The organism is Actinocorallia sp. A-T 12471, assembly GCF_033875155.1.
Lineage (GTDB): Bacteria > Actinomycetota > Actinomycetes > Streptosporangiales > Streptosporangiaceae > Actinocorallia.
Map to the genome: position 1 here is coordinate 280,000 of NZ_JAWZTE010000003.1, position 24,025 is coordinate 304,024.

Annotated in this window: 19 protein-coding genes and 1 pseudogene; 4 read left to right on the top strand and 16 right to left on the bottom strand. The window is 71.6% G+C overall.

Going from position 1 to position 24,025, the window contains the following annotated elements; all coding sequences use genetic code 11:
• Positions 1-56: 56 nt before the first annotated feature.
• The 14 genes from R9X44_RS10345 to R9X44_RS10410 all read right to left on the bottom strand — a co-directional run bounded on the left by R9X44_RS10345 (position 57) and on the right by R9X44_RS10410 (position 13,165).
• Positions 57-1,727: an FAD-binding protein gene (locus R9X44_RS10345; RefSeq protein ID WP_319813822.1), complete on the bottom strand. Its 1,671-nt coding sequence runs from the start codon at positions 1,725-1,727 to the stop codon at positions 57-59.
• Positions 1,724-1,954, bottom strand: a complete 231-nt coding sequence (locus tag R9X44_RS10350; RefSeq protein ID WP_319813823.1) for a lipoyl domain-containing protein — start codon at positions 1,952-1,954, stop codon at positions 1,724-1,726. Before R9X44_RS10350 ends, R9X44_RS10345 begins: the two co-directional genes overlap by 4 nt.
• A 10-nt stretch (positions 1,955-1,964) precedes the next feature.
• The gene (locus R9X44_RS10355; protein ID WP_319813824.1) at positions 1,965-2,960 is read right to left on the bottom strand and encodes a pyruvate dehydrogenase complex E1 component subunit beta; all 996 of its coding nucleotides are present in this window, start codon (positions 2,958-2,960) and stop codon (positions 1,965-1,967) included.
• Positions 2,953-3,957: a thiamine pyrophosphate-dependent dehydrogenase E1 component subunit alpha gene (locus R9X44_RS10360; RefSeq protein ID WP_319813825.1), complete on the bottom strand. Its 1,005-nt coding sequence runs from the start codon at positions 3,955-3,957 to the stop codon at positions 2,953-2,955. Before R9X44_RS10360 ends, R9X44_RS10355 begins: the two co-directional genes overlap by 8 nt.
• A 67-nt stretch (positions 3,958-4,024) precedes the next feature.
• Positions 4,025-4,366, bottom strand: coding sequence for a 2Fe-2S iron-sulfur cluster-binding protein (locus tag R9X44_RS10365; RefSeq protein WP_319814223.1), 342 nt, complete (start codon positions 4,364-4,366; stop codon positions 4,025-4,027).
• A gap of 41 nt (positions 4,367-4,407) precedes the next feature.
• Entirely contained in the window at positions 4,408-5,799 is a 1,392-nt protein-coding gene (locus R9X44_RS10370) for an aromatic ring-hydroxylating dioxygenase subunit alpha (RefSeq protein ID WP_319813826.1), read from the bottom strand.
• Positions 5,796-6,161, bottom strand: coding sequence for a hypothetical protein (locus R9X44_RS10375; RefSeq protein WP_319813827.1), 366 nt, complete (start codon positions 6,159-6,161; stop codon positions 5,796-5,798). The genes R9X44_RS10370 and R9X44_RS10375 overlap by 4 nt, the downstream gene beginning before the upstream one ends.
• 125 nt (positions 6,162-6,286) lie before the next feature.
• The gene (locus R9X44_RS10380) at positions 6,287-6,568 is read right to left on the bottom strand and encodes a ferredoxin (RefSeq protein ID WP_319813828.1); all 282 of its coding nucleotides are present in this window, start codon (positions 6,566-6,568) and stop codon (positions 6,287-6,289) included.
• Positions 6,565-7,866, bottom strand: a complete 1,302-nt coding sequence (locus R9X44_RS10385) for an NADH-ubiquinone oxidoreductase-F iron-sulfur binding region domain-containing protein (RefSeq protein ID WP_319813829.1) — start codon at positions 7,864-7,866, stop codon at positions 6,565-6,567. The genes R9X44_RS10380 and R9X44_RS10385 overlap by 4 nt, the downstream gene beginning before the upstream one ends.
• Positions 7,863-8,252, bottom strand: coding sequence for a Rieske (2Fe-2S) protein (locus R9X44_RS10390; protein WP_319813830.1), 390 nt, complete (start codon positions 8,250-8,252; stop codon positions 7,863-7,865). The genes R9X44_RS10385 and R9X44_RS10390 overlap by 4 nt, the downstream gene beginning before the upstream one ends.
• A complete protein-coding gene (locus R9X44_RS10395) occupies positions 8,252-9,400 on the bottom strand; it encodes an amidohydrolase family protein (RefSeq protein ID WP_319813831.1) in 1,149 nt (382 codons plus the stop codon). The genes R9X44_RS10390 and R9X44_RS10395 overlap by 1 nt, the downstream gene beginning before the upstream one ends.
• Positions 9,401-9,429: 29 nt before the next feature.
• The gene (locus R9X44_RS10400; protein WP_319813832.1) at positions 9,430-10,503 is read right to left on the bottom strand and encodes an amidohydrolase family protein; all 1,074 of its coding nucleotides are present in this window, start codon (positions 10,501-10,503) and stop codon (positions 9,430-9,432) included.
• Between the two features lie 71 nt (positions 10,504-10,574).
• On the bottom strand, positions 10,575-11,486 hold the full coding sequence (locus R9X44_RS10405) for an alpha/beta hydrolase (protein WP_319813833.1): 912 nt from the start codon (positions 11,484-11,486) through the stop codon (positions 10,575-10,577).
• A gap of 50 nt (positions 11,487-11,536) precedes the next feature.
• Positions 11,537-13,165, bottom strand: a complete 1,629-nt coding sequence (locus tag R9X44_RS10410) for a PucR family transcriptional regulator (protein WP_319813834.1) — start codon at positions 13,163-13,165, stop codon at positions 11,537-11,539.
• 186 nt (positions 13,166-13,351) lie between these two features.
• On the opposite strand from R9X44_RS10410, the gene R9X44_RS10415 reads away from it, so the two are divergent.
• On the top strand, positions 13,352-14,635 hold the full coding sequence (locus R9X44_RS10415; RefSeq protein WP_319813835.1) for a TetR/AcrR family transcriptional regulator: 1,284 nt from the start codon (positions 13,352-13,354) through the stop codon (positions 14,633-14,635).
• 652 nt (positions 14,636-15,287) lie between these two features.
• On the opposite strand, the gene R9X44_RS10420 is transcribed toward R9X44_RS10415, so the two are convergent.
• Positions 15,288-15,746: a hypothetical protein gene (locus tag R9X44_RS10420; protein WP_319813836.1), complete on the bottom strand. Its 459-nt coding sequence runs from the start codon at positions 15,744-15,746 to the stop codon at positions 15,288-15,290.
• A gap of 63 nt (positions 15,747-15,809) precedes the next feature.
• Between R9X44_RS10420 and R9X44_RS10425 the strand changes: the two genes are divergently transcribed.
• On the top strand, positions 15,810-17,027 hold the full coding sequence (locus tag R9X44_RS10425; protein ID WP_319813837.1) for an Nramp family divalent metal transporter: 1,218 nt from the start codon (positions 15,810-15,812) through the stop codon (positions 17,025-17,027).
• An 87-nt stretch (positions 17,028-17,114) separates the two neighbouring features.
• Positions 17,115-18,608, top strand: a complete 1,494-nt coding sequence (locus R9X44_RS10430; RefSeq protein ID WP_319813838.1) for a CoA-acylating methylmalonate-semialdehyde dehydrogenase — start codon at positions 17,115-17,117, stop codon at positions 18,606-18,608.
• Positions 18,609-19,818: 1,210 nt separating this feature from the next.
• Here R9X44_RS10430 and R9X44_RS35735 read toward each other — a convergent pair.
• Positions 19,819-20,506: pseudogene (locus R9X44_RS35735) on the bottom strand (DUF6313 family protein).
• A 130-nt stretch (positions 20,507-20,636) separates the two neighbouring features.
• Here R9X44_RS35735 and R9X44_RS10445 point away from each other — a divergent pair.
• On the top strand, positions 20,637-23,969 hold the full coding sequence (locus tag R9X44_RS10445) for a WD40 repeat domain-containing protein (RefSeq protein ID WP_319813841.1): 3,333 nt from the start codon (positions 20,637-20,639) through the stop codon (positions 23,967-23,969).
• Positions 23,970-24,025: the final 56 nt, after the last annotated feature.

The following is a 24,025-nucleotide window of genomic DNA, read 5'->3' on the forward strand; positions in this document are numbered from 1 at the left end:
CGGCTGAACACACGGAAGGGGGGAGGCGGTCCGCCTCCCCCCTTCGCGTCCGTCCGTCAGGCCGCCGCGCCCATGGCGTGGCGTGCCGCGACATAGCCGAACACCATCGAGTACGCGATGCTCGCGCCCGCGCCGAGATAGTGGCGGCCGGTGACCGTCGCGGTGCCGTTGCCCGTGGCGTACAGGCCCTCGATCGGCTGACCGTCCTCGCGCAGCACCCTGCCGTGCTCGTCGGCGACGACGCCGCCGCAGGTGCCGACGTCGCCGGGGAACAGCTCGAACGCGTAGTACGGGCCCTGCTCCAGCGGTCCGACCGACGGGTTGATCTTGTACCCGGGGTCGCCGAGGCAGTCGTTGTAAGCCGACGTGCCCCTGCCGTACTCGGGGTCCGCGCCCTTGGCGGCGTGCTCGTTCCACCGCTTGACCTGGGCGGTGAGGCCCTCGGCGTCGATCCCGCAGATCCGCGCCAGCTCCTGGAGAGTGTCGGCCTTCTTGATCAGGCCCTTCTCCAGCCACTCCGGGGGCAGCTTGCCGACGTTCAGCGAACGCCGGTGCGCGTACCTCCTGCGGTACCCCTCATCGAAGATCACCCACGCCGGGACGGCCTTGGCGGTCTTGTCGCGGGCGAACATCGCCTTGCCGACCTCGACGTAGGAGTTGCTTTCGTTGACGAACCGGTTGCCCGCCGCGTCCACGACGATCGTGCCGGGCCGGTTGCGCGCCGCGTTCAGCGTGTTCACGCCGAGCAGCGGCGACGGTCCCGGCAGCCACCACGCCTCGTCCAGCAGGTCGGTGGCCGCGCCGAGCTTGACCGCCGCCTCGATGGCGTCGCCGGTGTCGCCGGGGTTGGCGAACGACCACTCGCCGGTGACCTTCTGGTCGCCGCTGTACTTCTCGCGCAGCGCCTTGTTGTGCGCGAAGCCGCCCGCCGCGACCACGACGCCCTTGCGCGCCTCGATCCGCAGCCGCTCGCCGTCCCGGTCGACCTCGACGCCGACGACCTTGCCGTCCGCCACCACGAAGTCGGCGAAGGCAGCGCCGGTCCACAGCTCGACGTCGCGGTCGACCGCCGCCTTCACCATCTGGGCGATGAGGGCCGTGCCGTTGGTGAGGAGCTTGCGGCCGAACACCTTGGCGATCGTGGTCCGTGCCTGGACCCGCGCCGCGATGAAGAACGACCTGATCGACCGGTTGAAGTACTGCACGTCGCGCAGCTCGTTGGTCTTCACCACAAGGCCGAGCCCGGCGGCCATGCCCGGCTGGACCTTGGCGAGCCAGGGCCCGAGGCGCTTGCCGTCGTACGGCGGCGGCTCCATCGACCGGCCCGCCGCGTTGCCGCCCGGGTTGTTGGAGTAGTAGTCGCTGTAGCCGGGGCAGCGCACGAGCCGCACGCCGAACCCCAGCAGGAAGCGGGTCATCGCCGATCCCTCGGTGATGAAGGCCCTGCGCCGCGCGACGGTCGAGGCGGGGCCGATGTCGCCGATGGTGGACTCGAAGTACCGCATCCCGGCTTCGACGGAGTCGGTGACGCCGTCCTTGGCCATCAGCGGGTTGTTCGGAATCCAGACGACGCCGCCCGACATCGCGGTCGACCCGCCGAGCAGCTCGCGCTTCTCCAGGACGAGCGCGGTACCGCCCGCGTCACGTGCGGCGAGCGCCGCCACCATGCCGCCGCCGCCGCTGCCGACGGACACCACGTCGAAGGAGTGGTCCCAGCCCTCGCTCATGCGGACCTCTCGATGTAGCCGATCTCCGCGCCGACCGGGTAGGTCCCCTCGGCCTCGACGTCGCCGTGCCGCAGCACGCCGGACGCGGCGGCCTCGACGTCGACGTCGGTCTTGTCGGTCCCCAGCGAGTAGATGTTCTCGCCTTCCTGGACGCTCGCGCCGTCCGCGACGAGCCACTCCACGAAGACGACCTCCTCGACGCTCATCGCGACCTTGGGAATGGCCACCGGAACTCGTTCAGACACCTACTGCTCCCATGGTCTTGCGGGCCGCGGCGACGATGTCCCCCGTGCTGAGCGTCACGGCGGCCTCGGACGCGCGGGAGGGAATGGGGGTGAACCTGCCGCCGACCCGCTGGACGGGTTCGGCGAGCTCGCGGAAGAGCTTCGCGGAGATCTGCGCGGCGACCTCAGCGCCGGGACCGGCCACGGTGGTGGCGGTGTGCGCGACGACCGCGCGCCTGGTCTTCGCGACGGACGCCAGCACGGTCTCCATGTCGAGCGGCAGGAGCGTGCGCAGGTCGACGACCTCGGCTTCGATGCCATCCTCGGCGAGGATCTTCGCGGCCTCGAGTGACTGGCCGAGCGCGAGCCCGTAGGTGATGATCGTGACGTCGCGGCCCGCACGCTTGACGTCCGCCTTGCCGATCGGGATGCGCAGTCCGTCGCCCTCGGGGACCGGGCCCTTCACTCCGTACAGCCGGGAAGCCTCCATGAACAGCACGGGGTCGGGGTCGAAGATCGACGACAGGAGCAGGCCCTTGGCGTCGGCGGGGGTCGCCGGGTAGACGACCTTGAGCCCCGGCACGTGCATGAACCACGACTCAAGCGACTGCGAGTGGGTGCCGCCGGAACCCGTCCCGGCGAAGACCGCGGTGCGCACGGTGATCGGGCACGTGGTCCGGCCGCCGGACATGTACCGCAGCTTGGCCGCGTGGTTGACGATCTGGTCCATCGCGATGCCGATGAAGTCCATGATCATGATCTCGGCGACCGGGAGGTAGCCCTCCATGCTCGCGCCGACCGCCGCGCCGACGATCGCGGCCTCGGAGATCGGGGTGTTCATCACCCTGTCCAGGCCGTGCGCGGTGGCGAGGCCACGGGTGACGGCGTTGACGCCGGCCGCCGGGTCGGCGAGGTCCTCGCCCAGCAGGAACACCTTCGGGTCGGTGCGCAGCGCCTCGTCAAGCGCCTGGTTGATCGCCTCGCGGACGCTCAGGTTCTGCTCAGTCATGGGTGACCACCAATCCGTCGGCGTAGACGTCGAGCTGGATCTCGGCGATGTCGGGCGCGGGCGCGGACACCACGGCCTTGACCGCGTCCTCCACCGCCGCCTCGGCCGCCGCCTTGACCGCGTCGAGTTCGTCCTGGGTGAATCCGGCCTCCAGGAGGGCGCGCGGGAACGTCACCATGGGGTCGCGCTCGCGCATCTCGGCGAGCTGGTCCCGCGGGATGTACTTGGCGGTGTCGCCCGCGTAGTGGCCCTCGAACCTGAAGGTGACGGCTTCGACGAGCGTGGGTCCGCCGCCCGCCCGCGCACGGTCCACGGCTTCCTTGACGGCCAGGTAGGTCGCGACGGGGTCGTTGCCGTCGACCGTCACCCCTGCCATGCCGACGCCCTTGGCCCGGTCGGCGACGTGCGGGATCGCCATCGTCTCCTCGACCGGCGTCATCTCCGCGTACAGGTTGTTCTGGCAGAGGAAGACGACCGGAAGGTTCCAGGTGGCCGCGAGGTTGACGCCCTCGTGGAAGGAGCCGGTGTTGGTCGCGCCGTCGCCGAACGTCACGACGGTCACCCGGTCGGAGCCGTCCTTCTGGGCGGCGAGTGCGAGGCCGACGGCCACCGGCACGCCGGAGCCGACGATCCCCGTGGTCATCATGACCCCGTGCGCGGGGTCGGAGATGTGCATCGTGCCGCCCTTGCCGCGCGACGCGCCGACCGACGTGCCCAGCACCTCGCCGATGATCTCGGTGAGCGGCACCCCCTTGGCGACGTGGTCGTGCAGGCCCCGGTAGGTGGTGACGAGGCGGTCGTCCCGGCGCAGCGCGAGGCCGAGCGCCGCGGGGATCGCCTCCTGGCCGCGCGACGGCCAGATCACCGTCGCGAACTCGCCGCGTTTGATGCCGTTGAGCAGCCGCGTGTCGAGCGCGGCCGCCTTGCACATCGTCTCGTAGAGGGTGGTGAGCCGACCCTTGGTCAGCTCCGCCCCTCCGGTCTCGGTCACTGTCATGTGGTGTTCTTCCTGGTTCCGCCCGGGGCGTGCGGGCCCCTGGCTCGGGGGGAGCGGTCCCGCGGGGCTAGTCGGCCCCGCCGGACTCGGCGGGCTCTGCGGCGCGGAATCCCTGCTTTTCGAGGACGAGGCCGTCGCCCTGGCAGCGCAGCCGGCAGGCGAGCCTGACCAGCGGGTCCGACCTGAACCGGGGGCTCATCTTCGCCCTGACGGCGTCGAGTTCCTCCCGCTCGGCGGGCAGCGCGCACAGTTCGCCGTCGACGATCCTGGTGAAGCAGGTCATGCAGTCGGCCTGGCCCCAGCACTGGGTGGGCCACACGTGCCCGTGCCGCCAGGCCGCCTCGGCGACCGCCTCGCCCTCGCCGACCTCGAACTCGGCGCCTGCGGGCAGAATCCTGACCCGGGGCATCGGCACGCCTCCCTGTCGTCAGTTCTTCGTGGGCTCTGGGCTCAGGACCTCGCCGCGAGCCTGCGGTCGAGCTCCTGGTGCATGTTGGCGATGGTGACCTCCCACTTCTCCGACAGGCGGATCTCGGTGAGGGACCTGTTCTTGATGCCGCGCTGCATCCGCTCGAGGTTCGCGAAGTCCTGCCGGGGGATCAGGCCCCAGTGGTCGGCGTCGTCCTTGTCGAAGCGGCCGGACAGCTCAAGCCGTCCGCGCTCCTCCTTCTCGGGGTAGGTGGTGAGCGACCACACCTCGAACCTGCACCAGTCGGGGTCGTCGTTGTAGGGGCGCACCCGGTAGCACAGCGCGTTGGCGTACATCGGCAGCATCAGGTAGTTCGGGAACATGTGGATGTCGCCGCCCCACATCTTCAGCACCTCGGGCGTCCGGTCGGGCGCGGGAATGCCCGCCCCTTCCCAGAACTTGTAGAGCGCGTCGAACGCCTTCGCGACGTAGGCGGGGTCGCTGGTGTCCATGTCGCCCGCGACGCTCTCGAAGACGGTGATGTCACGCTCCAGCGTCATCGCGTCCTGGCCCGCCCAGTTGAGCCGCGCCGCCTGCAGGAAGTCGGGCTTGCCGCCGTAGCCCTCCTTGGCGTCGCCGCTCTGGAACCTGCCGTGGCCGTTGACGAACGGCGTGTAGACGGTGTTCTGGAGGTTGGTCTCGTTGTCGGGGCCGTCCTTGTAGGTGTAGAGCTGCGGGTGCGTCTGCTTGACGTGCCAGCCCTCGAAGAACGCCTCCTGGGCGAGCTTCCAGTTGCAGTTGAGGATGGTCTCCTTCCACCACTTGGCGCGCATCCGCTGCACGCCGTTGCGCTGGAGGATGTTCGCGGCCGGGAACAACGCCTCCAGCAGCGGCGGGGCGTCGAGGTCGAGGTTGACCCACACGTGGCCGCCCCACGTGTCGCACTTCGCCTCGCGCAGCGCGATGTCCTCGGGGCGGACCGTCTCCTCGGCGAAGCCCTCCCTGCCGAACACGTGCGAGATCGAGCCGTCGATCTTCCAGCGCCAGCCGTGGAACGGGCAGACGATCTGGCCGCCGGGGAAGCGCCCGCAGCCGCTGCCCAGCTCGGTCGCCCGGTGCCGGCACGCGTTGTGCAGCGCCTTCACCGAGCCGTCGTGCTGGCGGACGATCAGCAGCGACTGGCCGACGATCTCGTACTCCACGAAGTCGCCGGGGTTGGGGATCTCCTCCTCACGCGCGGCCATCTGCCACACGTGCGGCCACAGCTTCTCCTTCTCCAGCTCGAAGAACTCGCGCGAGTGGTAGCGCTCGGCGGGCACCCGCAGCCAGCCGTCCATGTGGTGCGGGACCTTGGCGTTGACCTCGGGTCCGTTCGGCCCGTGGGCAAGGGCCGCCTCGATGTCGCCCGTCCGGCGCGGATCAGTGACCGTCATCGCTGATCGGCTCCTCTCTGTTCATCGGTGACCTGGTTCGTCGGCGACCTGGGTTCGTCGGTGACCCGGTCGGCGGGCGCGGCTGACTCGCCGAGCCTGACCTGGTCGGGGGTGGGCCCGCCGAGGGAGTCGGCGAGGCGTGCCGACCACCGCGCCCGCGCGTCCGGGCTCTCGACCTCGCGGAGCCGTAGTTCGAGCTCCGCGACGATCTCGATCAGGCCGAACACCGCCTTGCGGACGACGAGGTCGTCGGTGGCGTGGATGCGGTGCGCGTCGAGGTCCGCCAGCTTTTCGGTCAGCGCGCTGACGAGGACGGCGTCCGCGTCGACCCGCAGATTCCGGAAGGTGTTCTGGGTGAACATGGGGAGTCCTCGGTGTTCGGACCGCTAAGGGCAGCTTGGGGACCAAATATTTGCTTCCATTTGGGACCGCCGTGATCCAAATTAGACCCAGATCACGCCCAAGACAAGGGCTTCGGAGTTGACCGTTATTCCTCGGCAGGGGGCCCGCCGACGGCTCCTGGACGTGCCGTGCGGGACACCGCGGCCTCCCCTCCGGCCAGCAGCGGGACGCGGTCGCCGAGGTCGATGATCGCGTGCGCGGGGCAGTCGAGCAGCGCCCTGCGCACCGCCGCCTCGTCCTCGGGGGCGATGTCGTTGCCTCCCGCGAGCGAGGGGTAACCCCAGTCGTCCATCGAGAAGATGTCGGGGGCGTGGACGGCGCAGGCGCCGAAACCGTCGCAGACCGTTCTGTCGAGTTTGATCCTCATGGCAGGTCCTCCTTCGGCTCGGTTGCCACGGCGAACGGGACCTTGCCGGGCGTTGCGTCCGGGCACGCGTCACACCGTCCGGCGAGATGGTCGGCGACCCGCGCCGGGAACTCGCGCAGCAGCGACGCGGCGACGTTCGTCGCGCCGTCGAGGGTGCCGCACGCGCCCCTGCCGCGCAGGTCGGTGGCCCAGCGGCGCAGCCGGTCGAGGTCGGCTTCCTCGGCCGTGTGGTCGCGCAGCGCGTCGAGCGCCCCGGCCATGGCGGCGGTGCCGTTGAAGCACGAGCCGCACTGGCCCGCGTTCTCGCGCGCGAAGTAGTCCATGACGGCGGCCGCGACCGCCACCGGGCAGCCGTCGTCGCCGACGACCGCGAGCGCGCCGCAGCCGAGGCCGCTGCCCGCCTCGGCGAACGCGCCGTAGGCGAGCGGCAGGTCGAGGACCCGATCGTTCATGACCCCGGCGAAGTAGCCGCCGACGAGCGCGCCGGAGACCCGCGCGGGATCGTCGCCCAGCCAGCGCAGCACGTCGGCGAGCGTGACGCCGAAGGGGACCTCGTAGAGGCCGTCGTGCGCGGTGCCCGAGAGCGTCATGAGGAAGGTGCCGGGAGAATCCTCGGTGCCCAGCGCGCGGTAGGCGTCCGCGCCGAGCCGGTGGACGACGGGCAGGTTCGCCAGGGTCTCCACATTGCTGACCAGGGTCGGCCTGCCGCCGACCCCCGCCTCGAACGGGCGCGGCGGCTTGTCCTGCGGCAGCGCGGGCCCGCCCTCGATGGACCGCACCGCCGCGGTCTCCTCCCCCGCCACATAGGACGGCTCCACCCGGTGGACCCGGATCGAGATCTCGTTCCAGCCCTCGGCGGGGAAGGCGCTGAGCGCGTCGGCGAGGCTCGCCGCGCTTGCCGGGTCGGAGACGTAGAGGTAGACGTCCTGCGCGCCGACGAGCGCGGCGGCGAGGCGCACCCCGTCGAGGACGAGGTGCGGGCGGGTGCGCATCAGCCAGCGGTCCTTGACCGAGGCGGGCTCGCCCTCCTCGCCGTTGGCGACCAGGACGGGCGCGGCCTCGCCCGCGCGCACGGCCCGTGCCTTGCGCGCGAACGGGAACGCCGCGCCGCCGCGACCGCGCAGGCCAGCCCGCTCGACCTCGGCGAGCAGCGCTTCGGGGTCGCGCAGCGGCGCGTACCCGCCGCGCGCCAGGTACGCCTCGACGTCCTCGCGGACATCCGTGCCGAGCATGCGCGGTTCGGCCCCCGGGTAGGCGGCGGTCGTGATCCCGAGGGTGATGTCGGTTGCTGTCGTCATGCCGTCACGATGACCTTGTCGTCTTCCACCCGGACCGGGTAGGTGCGGATGCTCCATTCCGGCTTGACCGCCGTGGTGCCCGTCGCGAGCTCGAAGCCCCACTGGTGCCAGGGGCAGTAGATGAACTCGCCCGCGCGGATCTCCTTCGCGCCGCCGGGCCGGTCGGGGTCGGCCACGGTCTGGCCCTTGGTCCTGCCGACGCACAGCGGGCCGCCCTCGTGCGGGCAGTAGTTCGCGATCGCGTAGAACCTGCCGTTCACGTTGTAGACCCCGACGCCGTAACGGCCGATCGGGAAGACCTTGTGGTCGCCGGGGCCGATCTCGTCGACCGTCGCGACGATGTGCTCCCGGCCCCGGGGCGTCCGGGGCCGTCGTGCTTCGGTCATCAGTACGCCCTGACCTGCCCGGCGAGGGCCGGAAGGCGGCTTGGCAGCTTGAACAGGTCGACGGCGTTCTGGAACATGACGGCGTCGCGCATCCGCTCGGGCAGGTGCTTGGCCAGCCAGCGCGGCTCGTCGAACGTCCAGTGCGGGTAGTCGGACGAGAACAGCATGATCTTGTCCGCCTCCATCCACTCGAGCGCGTTCGTCAGCTCGAGCTTGTCCTCGGGGTAGTCGAGGGGCTGGGTGGTGAACCAGATGTTGTCCTTGACGTATTGCGAAGGCTTCTTCGAAAGGCCGAGTTCGTTGCCGCGCGCCTCGTGGATCGCGTCCATCCGCCACATCAGCGGCAGGATCCAGGTGAAGGCGTGCTCGATGAACACGATCTGCAGGGTCGGGAACCGCTCGAAGACGCCGTCGAAGACGAGGCTCATGATCTGGTTCGCGGCCAGCATCGAGTACGTGACCATGAAGTCGTGGTTGTAGGACATGAACCCGACCGGGCTCATCGGCAGCAGGTTGTGCTTGCCGCGGCCCAGGTGGCAGGCGACGGGGATGCCGTGCTTGACCGCCGCGGCCCACACCGGGTCGTACTTGGGGTGGCCCCACGCCGGGCGCGGTTCGGCGTGGATGAGCACCTGCTTGTACTTCTCGTGCCCGGCCCACTTCTCGATCTCGCGGGCGGCGACGTCGGGCTCGGCGATGTTGGCGCAGATCGAGCCGAAGTAGCGGCCGTGCCAGTTGCTGTCGGGGTCGAGCCAGCACGCCTCCTGCCACAGGTTGGTCGCGGCGGCCATCGCCGAGACCTCCTCGTCGGTGTCGCCCGCGCCGCCCGAGGTCGGGCCGAGCATGACGACGTCGGAGCCGGAGTCGAGGACGAGCTGGCGGAAGGCCATGTGCGGGTCGGTGCAGGCGAACTCGCCGTCGCCGGGGAAGGAGTCGACGCGCATCGCCTTGGCGAAGTTGAAGTCGGGCGCGTCGTAGAAGATGCCGTTGTTCGCGCCCTCGCCCCGCAGCCGCTGCTCCCTGACGAACTTCGGGTCGAGGAACTCGTGCAGCACGCCGCGGCGCGGGTACGGGTGGACGTCGCAGTCCACGACCCGTACCGGCGACATCTCGGTGCTGGACAGCTGGCGGATGTCCATCTGCGTCATGGTGATGCCTCTCTGGTCAGGCGGTCCGGTCAGGCGTTCGCGGGGACGGGAAGTCGGTACAGGTCGGCGGCGTTGCGCCACAGGACCTTCGCGCGCTGCTCGGCGCTCCAGCCGGACGGCAGCGACTCGACGGTCGCCAGCTGCCAGTCCGGGTAGCTCGACCCGAACATGAGCATGTCCTCCTTGCCGGTCATGCGCAGCCACTCCCCCGCGAACTCGGTGTCGCCGGGGGTGTCGAGCAGGCCGTTGACGAAGTACACGTGGCCCGGCAGGTAGTCGCTGGGCATCCGGGGGGCCCAGGGCGTCTGCTCGAGGTGGGGGCGGCCGAAGGTGTCCATCCGCCAGATCATCGGGGTGAGCATGTCGGCGGAGCCGTCGGCGAAGACGAGCTTGAGGTCGGGGAACTCCTCGAAGACGCCCTCGGCGATCATGTTCATCAGGTGGTAGACGAACGTCAGCGGCTGGAACCCGACGAGCTGCTGGTAGGTGCGGGCGGGGCCGGAAGGCGTCGGCGGGTGGGTGATGCCCTGTCCCATCTCCCAGTGGATCGCCACCGGAAGGCCGGCGTCCACGGCCGCGCGCCACAGCGGCTTGTAGTGCGGGCGGCCGTAGGGGGCCTGGGTCTGCATCGGCAGGCCGATCTGGACGACCCGGGGATGCTCCTTCCAGCGGTGGATCTCCTTGACCGCCGAGTCCAGGTCGTTGGGGTTGACCCGGATCGTCCCGAAATACCTGCTGCCGTAGGCGTCGGAGTCGAGCCAGCGCTCGACAAGCATCCGGTTCGTGGCCTCGAGGATCGCCGACTCAAGGTGCCAGTCGGGCAGGACGCCGACGGTCATCGGGTGCAGGATCGCGTAGTCGAAGCCGCGCTCCTCGAAGATCGCGCGGCCGGTGAGGTCGGGGTCGGAGCCCGGGTGGTTCCCGTCCTCGGGCTTGGTGCCCGGGGCGTACCTGTTGCCGAGCGGCGCGGTGAACGTGACGTCGGGGGTGGGGAAGCCGCGGCTCGCCCACGGCTGGCCGAGGTACTCGCGCAGGTCGGCGTCCGACCTGAAGAACGGGTGGACGCTCGCGTCGACCTTCGGATGGCCCGCCTCACTGCTCATGGCTGCCTCATTCGTCTGTGGTGTCGTCCGTACGGTGTGCTGGACCAAATTATTGCTCCGCTCAGTATGGCTCAAGCCGGGTCCGACGGGAAGACCCCCGTCGGGCGCGCGGGCTCGGCCACGAAGTCGAGGAAGGTCGGGACCGCCTTCATCCACGGGTCGAAGATGCTCCCCCGGCCCGCGTCGCGCGCCTCCTGCGCGCGCTCCCAGGCGTCCTCCGGCCACGGCGGCTCGATCAGCCGCGAGCCCTTGATGAGCGCGTGGACCTCGAACGACGTGCGCTTCGGGTGGTCGATGTCCTCCTCGCCGCCGCGCACGATGAGGGTGGGCACGTCGATGCCGCGCATCAGATGGTCGGGGACGCCGGGGATCGCCTCGTTCGGCTTGGGCACATATGCCTCGAACCACCGCCACATGACCCGCTCGAACTCCTCGGCCCCGAGGTCGCGCAGCCGCTGTTCGTTGCGCGGGTTCGCCTTGACGAGGTCCGACCAGCTGCCCGCCCTGCCGACGAGGTCGAGGATGCCGTCGATGCCGCTTCTGCGGATCGTCCTGATCTCGTCAAGGACGTAGACGCTGGCGAGGCTCATCGAGCTGAACGCGCCGCCCACGATCGACCACACGACGAGCTTGCGCACGAGTTCTGGGTACTCGATCGCGAAGACGATCGAGTCGCGCGCGCCGCCCGAGCCGCCGAGCGCGACCACCGGGCCAAGGCCGAGCCCGGTGACCAGGCCCGCGAGGGTCGCGGCGCGCATGTGCGACTCGGACGCGCCGTACAGCTGGATGTCCGATGCGCCGGTGTTCGGCCGGTCCCAGATCAGCACGCGCTTGCCGTGCGCGGCGAGCTCCTCGGCGAACGGGCGCACCCCCGGGTAGTCCTTGCTGAACCTGCCGCCCGGGGTGACGGTCAGCACCTCCCCGTCCTCAGGCCCGATCAGCTCGTAAACGACGACGCCGCCGTTCACTTCGAGTTCCGCCATGCGCTTTCTCCTTCCTGTTGTCGTGTCTCGATGTGTCATGTCTCGATGTGTCATGTCTCGATCGGCTCGATCGCGCCGGTTTCGAGGACCATGATCGCCGCGTAGAGCGAGGTGCTCGTCTCGGGATCGTCGAGGTCGACGCGCAGCAGCCGCTGCGTCCTCGCCAGCCGCTCGTAGAGGGTCGGGCGTGAGATGCCGAGCTCCTGTGCGGTGAGCGACTTGTTGCCGCGCAGCCTGAGGTAGGCGGCGAGGGTGCGGACCAGGTCGCCGCCGTCGCGCGCGTCCCTGACCACGAGGGGGCCGAGCGTGCGTTCGGCGAACGCCTGGATTCGCGGGTCGTCGCGCAGCGTGTGCAGCAGGCCCCTGAGCTTGAGGTCCTGGATGCGGTGGCAGTGCCGCGCCCCCGCGCGCGGGCCGCCCGCCCGGACGGCCAGCGCGACGTCGACTGCCTCGGCGAGCGACGCGCGCACGCCGTCGAGTTCGGTCACCGCGCCTCCGGCGGCGACGGTCGGCGCGGGCATGCTGAGCGCGTCGCATCTGGTGTGCAGGCGGCGCGCGAACTCCTCGGCGAGGTCCTCTTGCTGGTCGTCGCGCAGCAGGACGAGCACGCCCCACCGGTCGGCGACCAGCGGGCCGTGCAGGGCGTCGAGGCGCGCGTCGGCGAGCGCGGCGCGGACCGGGCCGGTGAGGTCGCGGACGGCGTCGAGCACCACGAGCGGCAGGTATCTGCGGCCCCTTGTGGTGTGGCCGAGCGCCTCGGCGCGGGCGTGCACCGACTCCGGCGAGGCGTAGCGGGCGGCGACGATGTCGGCGAACACCGAGCGGCGGGCCTTGGCGACGAACTCGTCCTCGCCCTCGATCAGCAGCCTGATCGCCAGCGCGGCGGCCGCCCGCTCGACCACCGTCACCTGGGCCTGGCTGGGGGTGCGCGCGGTGAACAGGGTGAGCCGTCCCCAGCGGCGGCCGCGCGCCTCCACCGGACGGGTGACCGCGCCGGTCTCGGCGTCGAGGCCGCTCGCCAGGGCGCGTGCGCCGCGCCGCCAGCGGCGCAGCAGCAGGTCGGGGGAGCCGTCGCGGGCGTCCATCGCGAGCGGGCGCAGGGAGCCGTCGGAGAAGACGACCTGTCCCCCGGCGAGTTCCGCGGTGGCGCGGACCATCTCCTCGGCGGACGCCTCGGCGAGCGTCAGCGCGGTGAAGCGTTCGTGTGCGGCGGCGGTGGTGCGCAGCAGCTCGCGCTGGCCGTCGATGAGCGCGCAGTGGACCGCCTCGGTCAGGCGGACGAACGGGACCTCGCGGCGCAGCGCGACCAGCGGCAGGCCGGCCCGCTCGCACGCGCGGACCAGCGCGAGCGGGGCCTCGGGGTGGCGGCCGCCGAGTTCGATCACCAGCCCGGCGACGCCCTGCGCGACGAGGCCGTCGACGTAGGACCGGATCTCGGCGCGTTCCCTGGGCAGGGCGATCCCGGTGGTGAGGATCAGTTCGCCTCCTTGGAGGAGGCCCCTTGTGTCGGGGAGCTCGATCACGTGGACCCATCTGACGGTCCTGCCGAGCCGGTCCGCCCCCGCGAGGACCGACGGCATCCCCTCCCGCGTCAGCGGCATCGCGAGGAAGTCGGCGATGGTGAGGGAGCCGAGCCGGTCCGCCGCGGCGTCGGCGAGCACCGTCGCGCCCTCGCTCACGTGCGCTCCCTTCCGCGTCTCACACTGTCCCGTGGGAGCCGATCGGCTCCCCGATCACCGAGTATGACGCCCGGGACCTCGGCTCCGACAGGGGTGTGGACCAAATAGTTGATCCGATCTAAGGTTTGGTCGGGCGCTTGGGCACCCGGGGCCGCCGCGCGGCGGGAAGAGGGCATACTTGGTCGCGTGAGTACGTCGTCTCGGATGGTGGACGCCGCCATCCCCCCGATGGCGCGCCAGCGGACCGACGAGATCCGCAGGACCGCCGCGCGCCTGTTCGCCGTGTCCGGGTACTCGGCCACCACGATGACCGACATCGCCAACGCCGTCGGCATCCTGCCGGGCAGCCTCTACCACCACTTCACCTCCAAGGAGGAGATAGCGGTGGAGATCCTGAGCGAGCTCGACCAGGAGCTGAGCGCGCTCGCCGCGACCACGTCACGGCGGCTCGCCAAGATCGACGGCGGTCCCGAGGAGCGGCTGCGGTACCTGGCGCGCGAGGTGACCACGCTGTCGGTGCGCAACAGCGCGGCGCTGCGCCTGTACTCCTACGAGGCCCCGAGCGCGGCGACCGAGCGGTTCCGCTCCGCGCTCAAGCTCCAGGCCCCGGCGTTGGAGAAGGTGTGGAAGCGCGCGCTCGACGGGCTCGTCCCGCCGTCGGTCGCGCGGTCGCGTGATCTCGGGCTGCTGCGCTTCGCGTTCCACCAGCTCACGCTGAACGCGGCGCTGAACGTGCCGTGCCAGGGCGAGGCGGAGAACATCGCGCGGCAGACGTGCGACCTGCTGCTCAAGGGCCTCATCACCGACTGCCCCGACGACCGCGACCTCGACGGCTCGGCGGCGATGCGCGCGGCCCGCGCGGCGATGGCCGACTGGCGGCCGCCGCACGAGCCGGCCGGCACCGGCACCCGCGACGACATCATCGCCGCGGCCCGCGCCGAGTTCGCCAGGCGCGGCTACAGCGCGACGACGATCAGGGACGTCGCCGAGGCCGCGGGCGTCCGGATGGGCACCCTCTACCGGCGGGTGGACTCCAAAGAGGAGATCCTCAAGGAGATCCTCGACGGCTACACCGCGAGCATGGACCAGGCGCTGCGCGGCGCGCTGACGACCGGCGACTCGGTCGCCGCCTCGCTCGACGCGTTCGGCCTCGTCTTCGTCAACGGCAAACGGCGCTTCCGCCAGGAGTCGGACATCGTGAAGTTCAGCTCGCGCGGCCTCGGCGCGACCGGCGGCCCGTTCCAGGAGTACTTCGAGCAGACCCAGTCCCGTCTGCGCCTCCTGGAAAGCCTGCTCGCCCAGGGCATCGCGGACTCCTCGGTCCGTCCCTTCACCGCCACCGAAAGCCTCGGCCCCCACATCCGCGCCGTCGTCTGGCTCCCCTACCAGGACTTCGGCCGCGCCAGCGCCCCCCGCACCCACACCTTCCTCCGCACCTCCCTCCTCCGAGGCTTCCTCACCCCCACCTGACCCCGACTCCCCACCCGCACCCCCACGAACGCACCTTTGCGAACGCGCCTTCGCGAACGCGCCTCACGAACGCACGTTTGCGAACGCGCCTCACGAACGCGCCTTTGCGAACGCGCCTCGCAAACGCACGTTTGGCGAACGCGCCTCACGAACGCACGTTCCCAACCGCGCCCTCCCGACCCCGCCCTCGCGAACGCGGCCTCGCGAACGCGGCCTCGCGAACGCGGCCTCGCGAACGCGGCCTCGCGAACGCGGCCTCGCGAACGCGGCCTCGTGGGCGCGCCCTTGCGAACGCGGCCTCGTGGGCGCGCCCTTGCGAACGCGGCCTCGTGGGCGCGCCCTTGCGAACGCGGCCTCGTGGGCGCGCCCTTGCGAACGCGGCCTCGTGGGCGCGGCCTCGTGGGCGCGGCGTCGTGGGCGCGGCCTTGTGGGCGCGTCAGCGTGACCTCCGCCTTGCGAACGCGGCCTTGCGAACGCGGCTTCGTGGACGCGCTTTCCCGACGACGGCCTCGTGAGCGCGTCGGCGTGACGTTGGCCTCTCGGAAGTGGGCTTGTGGGCGGGGTGTCGTGGGTGCGTCGGGGTGACGTTGGCCTTGCGGGCTTTGTGGGCGCGGCATGGGCGGGGGCTTGTGGGCGTGCTTTGGGGGGTGGGTCAGGTGTAGTTGAGGTGGACTTTGCAGTTGAGGGCGGCTTCCAGGGCGGTGTGGAGGCGGCTTTCCGGGACTTTGCGGCTGTCGGCGCGGGCCAGGGTGACGGTGACGAGTTCCTCGTCGCCGTCGTCGGTGCGGGTGACGTCGCCCGCGAGGCCGAAGCGGGTGAGGACGCCGAGGGCGTCCTCGTCGGTGCCGCGGCTGATGAAGGTGGTGACGCCGAGTTCGGCGGAGAGGCCGAAGGACGCTTCGCAGAGGGCGGCGTAGTCGGCGGCGGAGCGTCCGTGGTCGAGGTCGTCGGCGATGATCTCGATCTCACGGCGGCATTCCGCGAGGTGCGCGCCGGTGCTGGCGATCACCTCGAGGCCGCGCGCGGTGAGCCGCCCGATCCCCGCGTCGTACTGGGCCGGGGTGAGCACTCCTGCGGCGTCGACGATCACCCTGATCACTGCGGTAGGCACGTCACGACGGTATCCCAAACCCAGATGTGGAGCAAATAGTTGGTATCAGGCTAGGGTGCCCCCATGCTCATGGGAAGACGAATGCGCGGCTTCGCCCTGCTCGGCCCCGCCTTCATCGCCGCTGTCGCTTATGTGGACCCGGGGAACGTGGCGACCAACGTCACCGCGGGCGCGAAGTACGGCTACACCCTCGTGTGGGTCGTCGTGCTCGCGAACGTGATGGCGGTCGTCGTCCAGTACCTGTCGGCCAAGCTCGGCATGGTCACCGGCCGCTCGCTCGCGGGCGAGCTCGGCCGTCGGCTGCCGAGGCCCGCGCGGATCGCCTACTGGCTGCAGGCCGAGGCGGTCGTCATCGCGACCGACATGGCCGAGGTCGTCGGCGGGGCGATCGCGCTGTGGCTGCTGTTCGACGTGCCGCTCGTGCTCGGCGCGGTGCTCACCGCCGCCGTCGCGCTCGTCATCCTGCGCGTCGGGGACGCACGCGGACAAAGCGCGCTGGAACGGCTCATCATGGGCTTTCTCGCGCTCATCGCGGTCGGGTTCCTCGCCGGGCTGCTCGTCGGGCCGCCCGACCCTGGCGAGCTGGCGCGCGGGCTCGTGCCCTCGTTCGCGGGGAACGAGAGCGTGCTGCTCGCGTCCGGGATCATCGGCGCGACGGTGATGCCGCACGTCATCTACCTGCACTCGAGCCTCACCGTCACCCGGCTCGACCGGCGCGGCGAGGGGCTCTCGGTGCGGACGCTGCTGTCGGCGACCCGCCTCGACGTCGCCGCCGCGCTGCTCGCGGCGGGGGTGCTGAACCTCTCGCTGCTCGTCGTCGCGGCCGCCAACCTGCACGGCGCGCCCGGCACCGACACGTTGCAGGGGGTGTACGAGGTCGTCACGTCCGAGCTGGGCGCGGGCGTCGCGATGCTGTTCGCGGTCGCGCTGCTCGGCTCGGGCCTGGCCTCGACGTCCGTCGGCAGCGCGGCGGGCGCGGAGGTGATGCGCGGGCTGCTGCGCCGCGAGGTCCCGCTGTTCGCGCGGCGTGTCGTGAGCGTCATCCCCGCGGTCGTCATCCTCGCGCTCGGCGCGGAACCGAGCGCTACGCTCGTCATGTCCCAGGTCGTTCTGTCGCTCGGCATCCCGTTCGCGCTCGTGCCGCTCGTCTGGCTCACCGCGCGGCGCGACCTCATGGGCGCGCACGTCAACCGGCCGGGCACGACCGTCGCGGCGAGCTGCGTCGCGGTGCTGGTGATCGCGCTCAACGTCGTGCTGCTGTACCTCACCTTCGCGGGCTGACGGCTTGACAGACTGTTCGAGCGCGGGCGGTCCGGCTTGACAGTCTGTCTGTTGTCGCGGGCCGTCGCCTCCCCCAGCATGAGCCGCATGACCGAGCACATCGCCGAGCACTGGCTGGACAACGCGCCCTACACCGGGACCTCCGCGCGCACCGCCGACGTCACCAACCCCGCCACGGGAAAGGTCTCAGGACAGGTCAGGCTCGCGAGCGCGGCCGACGCCGAGGCCGTCATCGCCGCGGCCAAGCGCGCCGTGCCCGGCTGGGCGACGACGTCGCTCGCCAAGCGCGTCAAGGTGCTGTTCCGCTTCCGTGAACTGCTCGCCGCACGCAAGGACGAGCTCGCCGCGATCATCACCGCCGAGCACGGCAAGGTGCTGGATGACGCCGTCGGCGAGGTGAGCCGGGGACTCGAGGTCGTCGAGTTCGCTTGCGGGGTCCCGCACCTGGTCAAGGGCGAGTTCTCCGAGCAGGTCTCCGGCGGGATCGACACGCACTCCAAGCGGCAGCCGCTCGGCGTCGTCGCGGTCATCAGCCCGTTCAACTTCCCGGCGATGGTGCCGATGTGGTTCTTCCCCCTGGCCATCGCCACCGGGAACACCGTCGTGCTCAAGCCGAGCGAGAAGGACCCGGGCGCGGCGCTGTGGATCGCGCGGCTGTGGCGCGAGGCGGGGCTTCCCGACGGCGTCTTCAACGTGCTGCAGGGCGACAAGGAGGCCGTCGACACGCTGCTCGACTCGCCCGACGTGCAGGCGGTGAGTTTTGTGGGGTCCACCCCGATCGCCCGTTATGTGAACGAGCGCGCCGCGGCGTCCGGGAAGCGGGTGCAGGCGCTGGGCGGCGCGAAGAACCACATGGTGGTGCTGCCGGACGCCGACCTCGACCTCGTCGCGGACGCGGCGGTGAACGCGGCGTTCGGCTCGGCGGGCGAGCGGTGCATGGCCGTCAGCGTGCTCGTCGCGGTGGGGCCGTGCGCCGACGACGTCATCGGCGCGATCGGCGCACGGGTGGCCTCGCTGCGCGTCGGCGACGGGACGCTCGGCTGCGACATGGGGCCGCTGGTGACCCGCGAGCACCGCGACAGGGTCGCCGCCTACGTCGACGCGGGGGTCGCGGAGGGGGCGAAGCTGGTGATCGACGGGCGTGACCTGCGCGTCGAGGACAGGCCCGACGGGTTCTGGCTCGGGCCGACCCTCTTCGACCACGTCACGCCGGAGATGACCGTCTACACCGACGAGATCTTCGGGCCGGTGCTCAGCGTCGTCCGGGTCGACACCTACGAGGCGGCGCTCGCGCTGGTCAACGCCAACGAGTACGGCAACGGCGCCGTCCTCTTCACGCGCGACGGGGGCGCGGCGCGCCGCTTCGAGTTCGAGGTCACCGCGGGCATGGTCGGGATCAACGTGCCGGTCCCGGTGCCGACCGCCTACTACGCCTTCGGCGGCTGGAAGTCCTCCCTGTTCGGCGACACCCACGCGCACGGCATGGAGGGCGTCCGCTTCTTCACCCGCGCCAAGGTCGTCACCACCCGCTGGACCACCCCGCCAACCAGCCTCACCCTCGCCTTCCCCACAAACGACTGACGCCGCCACGGCACGGCCAGCCGGGCACGCCGTGCCCTTGCCGCGCCGCAGCGCGGATACGGCGGGGCTCTGTCGTGCCGCAGCGCTTGATCGGTTCCCCGACCAGACCCGCACCGAGATCCGCCGGTGCGCGAACCCGGAGTCTTCCTGCCGTATCGCCCCCGAGCCCCGCCCCGCCCCGCGCGTGGGGCGGGGCTTCGACGCTCGATCCCCGCGTGCGCGGGGAGCGCCCCCGCGCGTGCGGGGCGGAAAAATAAGGGGGTGTGGCGGGTTAGGGAGGCTTGGAGGAGGTTGGCGGGGGTGGGGGGGAGGAGGGGGAGGAGGGCTTGCCAGGCGGCGAGGGCGGAGGTGCCGCTGGCGGCGGCTATGGAGTGTTCGATGAGGTGGGGGTCGGTGGTGGAGAGGGCGGCGAGGTCCTTGACGCCGTCGACTTGCCAGGGGAGGTCGGGGGCGAAGGCGGGGAGGGCGGTTCTTGAGGAGGCGGGGGCGGGGCCGGAGGGGACGAGGGGGACAAGAATTTCGTGGGGTATGCCGGTTTCGTCCTGGTAGCGGATCGGGACGAGGCGGGGGGCGTCGAGGGCCGCGGTGACCTCGAGGATCGGGGTGCCGTCGGCGAGGTTGTGCAGGACGAGGAGTACGCCGTTCGGGGCCAGCACCGCGAGGGAGCCGGTGTCGGCGGCGGCCGTCGCGGTCTCCGCCGACGGCATCGGGAACACCTCCCCGCGGCCTGCCGGCCAGGAGTGCGCGACGACGTCGAAGGTCCAGCGCCCGGCCGGAAGGCTCGGGAACGCGACGACCCCGCGCTCGGTGAACACCCCAAGGTGACGCACCCGCAGCCGGGCCGTCCGCGCGCCGGTCGCCCGCGCGGTCAGCCAGAGCCCGGCGAGGCGCTCGACGTGCTCGGCGGCGACGGTCAGCGTCACCGCGAACCGCGCCCCCTCCGGACGTGCCTCAGCCGTCAGCCGGACGCCCCCTGCCTCGATCCGCGCGGTCGGCTCGTCCGGCGACAGGCCGTGGCTGCGCAACCGTCCCAGGGCCTCGCGCACGGCGGCGACGATGGTCCTGCGCGCCTCGTCGCGGTCCGCCATCAGCGCGACCGCGCGGTCCACCTCGGTGAGGGTGTGCGCGGTGTGCTCGTCGAGCCAGCCCGGTTCGGCCTCGGGGTAGGCGGTGGCGAGGAGTTCCCGGTAGACGCGCGCGAAGTCGTCGGTCATGACGGTCTCCCTTCGCTCACGCACAGCGAACAGCGGGTCCGCAGCGGGCTGTTGTGCAGGCCGGTGGCCGCCGCCGTCACCGCGATCCGCATCGCCTGTTCGTCGTCGGCGGACTCGGGAACTGCCGTGCTGTTCAGCACGCGGACGACGACACGTTCCCAGTGGTCCTGTGCCCGGTACCAGTCGCTGTCGTGGAGTTTCACATAGGACTCGGCGAATCCCTGCGGAACGGAGAACCCGCAGTGCCGGAAAAGCAGGTCGGAAAGGCGCGGGATGAGATTACTCATCGGCGTCCGGGGGGAAGATCTCCTCGAACGGCACACTGCGCCGCGAGGTGATCGCGTGGCTCAGCGCGTAACCCGCGACGGCACCCGCGATCCCCGGCGCGAGCAGCCACCCGGCGACCGACAGGAACCACGCGACGACCGGCGCGGACGTGGCGGCCGGCGAGGTGATGCCGACGCTCACGTCATAGGCGTGCCGCCAGCCGATCGCGAATCCGTTGCCGACGAAAAGCCCGGTGTACAGGACGGCGACGACGCTTCCCCGGGTGAGCAGCCAGTGCCGCAGCCCCCGGTATCGGGCGATGGAACGCCATCTTCTCCGCAGCGCCTCGTGCGGCCTTTCCGGACGCGGTGGCGGCAGATCAACTCCCGTTCCCGCATCGGGGGGCGGCGTCGACATGGCTGAAGGCTACAATATCGCCGCCCGCCGGGAACAACGGTTCGGCGATCATTTCCCTTCGATTCTCCGCAACGCCCCAACGGTTTCCCATAACGGCCAAGGAAAGGGCGGATTAACGGCCGTGACAATAATGGCGCGCGCGCTTTCGCTCCTGGGACGGCGGCGCGACGACCCCCTCACCGCGCTCCGCCGCCTCCAGGACGACGCCGAGGGCTTCGCCGACTCCCCCGAGGACAGGATCGAGGAGGACGAGGCGTGGCGGCGGCTGACCGACGGCATGTGGTGGGACGCCTGCCGCGCGGCGGTCCGCACCCGTCAGGACCTGCCGCGCGCGTGGGCCGACGACCCCGCCTCCTGCTGGGCCCTGCGCCGACTGCATGAGGACGAAAGGGAGATTCCGGCCCCGCGTGACGGCGCCCTCCGGCCGACGGCGTCACGGGCCCGTGCCGTCGCGCGCCTCGCCGCCCTGCTCGCCGAGGAGACCGAGCAAGCTGACGAGGAGGCAACGGCGCACCTGCAGGCGATGGTCGACGCCTGGTCGCGGGCGCACACCCTGCCGACCCGCGGGCCGTTCGCCGATCCGGCCGGGCATCCGGGGCTGCGCCGTCTCCAGTGGCTCGCCGACGCGCTGTCGCCCATGTCGGGCGGCGCGGCGCGCGCGATGGTGCTCATGCAGGCGCTCGCCCTCGCCGAGGCCCGCCCGGCGCGGCCGGAGCGCACCCGGCACGTCGCGATCGTGCTCGCGCCGCAGCGGCCGCGGGACACCGGGCTGGTCGGCAGGCTCGAACTCGAGATCCTGCCCGACGGCCCGCGCGGCCTGTACCCCGACCCTCGGACGATGAGCCTGTTCACCGCCGACGAGGACTTCCAGAGCGCGCTGACCGACGCGTGGGTCTACCAGACCGGAACGCGCGGCCGTGTGCCGTGTGTGGTGTGGCGGCTGAAGATCGCCGGGTACCCGCCGCAGCGGATCGTCGGGGCGTCGCTCGGCGCGGCGTTCGCCGTCCTGCTCCGCGAGCTGCTCGGCTCGCCCACCTCCCGCGCGGTCGCCGCCGCCCGCGTCATGACGGGTCCGCTCCGCCGCCCCTATGACGGCCACGCCGTCACCGGGGACGTCACCGAGCGGGGCGAGCTGCTGCGCGTCGGCGGCCTGCCCGCCAAGCTCGCCCGGGCGCGTGCCGAGGGCCTGATCCTCGTCGCGCCCACCGCGAATGAGGAGGACCCGCCGCCCCGCGACGTCATCTGGGTCCCGACGGCGGCCAGGGCGCGGCGCGCGCTCTACGGGTGGAACCCTGTGCGCACCGTGCTCGCGGCCTTCACGTCGGTGGTCCTCGTCGCCTCGGTGGTCGTGGTCCTTCTGGTGGAGCAGGTCGGCGCGGCGCGCGAGCGCGACGACGTCGACCTGTCCAGGGATCTCGCCGCGCAGTCGCTCGACAGGTTCACCTCCTCGCCCCGCGACGCCGTCGCCCTCGCGCTCGCCGCGTGGACCGTCGCGCCGACCTTCGAGGCGCGTTCCGCCCTGCTCAGCGCGCACAGCGGGCTGCGCAACGACTGGATCCCGGTGTCCGACGGAGCCACCGGGCTCGCCTTCAGTCACGACGGCGGGCTCCTTGCCACGGTCGCCTACGACACCCCCACCGTGCGGCTGTGGAACACGATGAACCGCACCCTCACCGCGACCGTGGCGGGCCACGCCGTCGCGTTCAGCCCGGATGGCAGGCTGCTCGCCGTCGCCGACGGCAGGTCGGTGCGGCTGCGCCGGGTCGCCGACCGCGCGCTTGTGGCGACGCTGAGCGGGCACCCGCAGATCGTGGACTCCGTCGCGTTCAGCCGCGACTCGAAGACGCTCGTCAGCACCGGGGGCGACGTGCGGCTCTGGCGGACCGACGGCGGCGGCCTCGCCGGCACGGTCAAGGCAACCGGTCGCGTCGTCGACGCCGCGCTCGTCCCCGGCCGCGACGTCCTCGCCGTCCTCACCGAGGACATCGACGTGTTCGACACCTCGGCGCTGCCCTCGGTGCGGCACGTCAGGACAGTGCGGCTCGACCGCCAGTCACCCCGGACCTTGTCCTTCAGCCCGGACGGGCAGAGCATGGCGGTCACCGAGCTGAGCCTGCGGCCCGGCGCGCTGAGCACCACGCTGTGGGACACCGGGGACTGGGTCCGCGAGATGCGGCTCACCGGGGGGTCGCCCGCGTTCTCGCCGTCCGGCGACGTCATCGCCCTGTCCGACGAGTTCCCGTTCGGCGGCCCACCCGTCTCCTTCTGGTCGGTCCGCGACGGGAACCCGCTCGGCTCCGTCGGCGGGTTCGGCGAGTCGGCGCAGGTGACGGCGTTCAGCCCCGACGGACGCGTCATCGCCGTCACCGACGCGCACTCCGAGCGCGATTCCGTCGCCGTCGCCCTGCTCGACACCGGACGGCCGAGGTCGGGATCCGTCCCGCCCACCGCGGTCAACACCGTCGCCTTCGCCGCGCGCGGCCGGATCGCGATCGCCACGGGCTCCGACGGCACGGTCACCTGGTGGCGCCCCGCGGCGCCCACCGAGGCATCGGTCACGGTGAACGCGCACCGCAGGGGCGTGCGGGCCGTCGCCGTCAGCCCGGACGGCACGGTGATGGTCACCGCGGGCAACGACAGGACCGCCAAGGTCTGGGACTTCTCCGGCCGCAGCCCGAAGGCGACCCTGTCCGCGCACGACGAACCCGTCGTCGCCGTCGCGTTCAGCCCCGACGGCTCGACCGTCGTCACCGCCGACGCCTCCGACAACGCCGTCCTGTGGGACGCCCGCACCTTCCGCAAGCTCCGCGAGCTGAAGTCCGCGTTCTCCAATTGGGGATGGCCCCTTGACCTGTCGTCCGTGGCGTTCAGCCCGGACGGCCACACCCTCGTCGGCGCGGGCGCGGGCGGCGCGATCAACTTCGTCCCGCTCGACGACGCCGGCCATCACGGACTGCTCGCGAACTTCGGCGGTTTCATCAAGCGGATCAGGGATGTCGCGACGAGCCCCGACGGGCGCGTCATCGTCAGCGCCGACGCCGACGGCGGCGTCACCCGCTGGCCCGCGTCCCAGATCTATAAGGGCAGACGGACGGGCGCGGGCTCCTCGCTGCTGACCGGGGTGGACGCCAACACCGTGGCGTTCAGCCCCGATGGCCGCATCCTCGCGCTGGGCGGCACCGACCGGACGATCCGTCTTCTCGACGCCGTCACCTTCCGTCCCGTCGCCACCCTGCACGGCCACCGGGGCGAGGTCCTTTCCCTCGCCTTCAGCCCCGATAGCCGAACCCTGCTCGCGGGCGACGCCAGTGGCGCGACCCGCACCTGGAACCTCGACCCGAGCCAGACTCTCCCCTCCCTCTGCGCCACCCTCCCCGGTTCCCTCACCGCGTTCCCTTACCGTCTCTCCCCCTCCTGGCCCTCCTTCCTCGCCCGCTTCACCCTCGCCCCCACCTGCCCGTAGCCGGGTCCTTCCTTGCCGGAAGTACTGCGTGCCGTGGGACAGTTGGGATAAGATCG

Bases quoted from the DNA above. Each gene is read 5' to 3' on its own strand.
- R9X44_RS10345 (WP_319813822.1), bottom strand. From the start codon at position 1,727: ATGAGCGAGGGCTGGGACCACTCCTTCGACGTGGTGTCCGTCGGCAGC.
- R9X44_RS10355 (WP_319813824.1), bottom strand. From the start codon at position 2,960: ATGACTGAGCAGAACCTGAGCGTCCGCGAGGCGATCAACCAGGCGCTT.
- R9X44_RS10360 (WP_319813825.1), bottom strand. From the start codon at position 3,957: ATGACAGTGACCGAGACCGGAGGGGCGGAGCTGACCAAGGGTCGGCTC.
- R9X44_RS10365 (WP_319814223.1), bottom strand. From the start codon at position 4,366: ATGCCCCGGGTCAGGATTCTGCCCGCAGGCGCCGAGTTCGAGGTCGGC.
- R9X44_RS10370 (WP_319813826.1), bottom strand. From the start codon at position 5,799: ATGACGGTCACTGATCCGCGCCGGACGGGCGACATCGAGGCGGCCCTT.
- R9X44_RS10375 (WP_319813827.1), bottom strand. From the start codon at position 6,161: ATGTTCACCCAGAACACCTTCCGGAATCTGCGGGTCGACGCGGACGCC.
- R9X44_RS10380 (WP_319813828.1), bottom strand. From the start codon at position 6,568: ATGAGGATCAAACTCGACAGAACGGTCTGCGACGGTTTCGGCGCCTGC.
- R9X44_RS10385 (WP_319813829.1), bottom strand. From the start codon at position 7,866: ATGACGACAGCAACCGACATCACCCTCGGGATCACGACCGCCGCCTAC.
- R9X44_RS10390 (WP_319813830.1), bottom strand. From the start codon at position 8,252: ATGACCGAAGCACGACGGCCCCGGACGCCCCGGGGCCGGGAGCACATC.
- R9X44_RS10395 (WP_319813831.1), bottom strand. From the start codon at position 9,400: ATGACGCAGATGGACATCCGCCAGCTGTCCAGCACCGAGATGTCGCCG.
- R9X44_RS10400 (WP_319813832.1), bottom strand. From the start codon at position 10,503: ATGAGCAGTGAGGCGGGCCATCCGAAGGTCGACGCGAGCGTCCACCCG.
- R9X44_RS10405 (WP_319813833.1), bottom strand. From the start codon at position 11,486: ATGGCGGAACTCGAAGTGAACGGCGGCGTCGTCGTTTACGAGCTGATC.
- R9X44_RS10425 (WP_319813837.1), top strand. From the start codon at position 15,810: ATGCTCATGGGAAGACGAATGCGCGGCTTCGCCCTGCTCGGCCCCGCC.
- R9X44_RS10430 (WP_319813838.1), top strand. From the start codon at position 17,115: ATGACCGAGCACATCGCCGAGCACTGGCTGGACAACGCGCCCTACACC.
- R9X44_RS10445 (WP_319813841.1), top strand. From the start codon at position 20,637: ATGGCGCGCGCGCTTTCGCTCCTGGGACGGCGGCGCGACGACCCCCTC.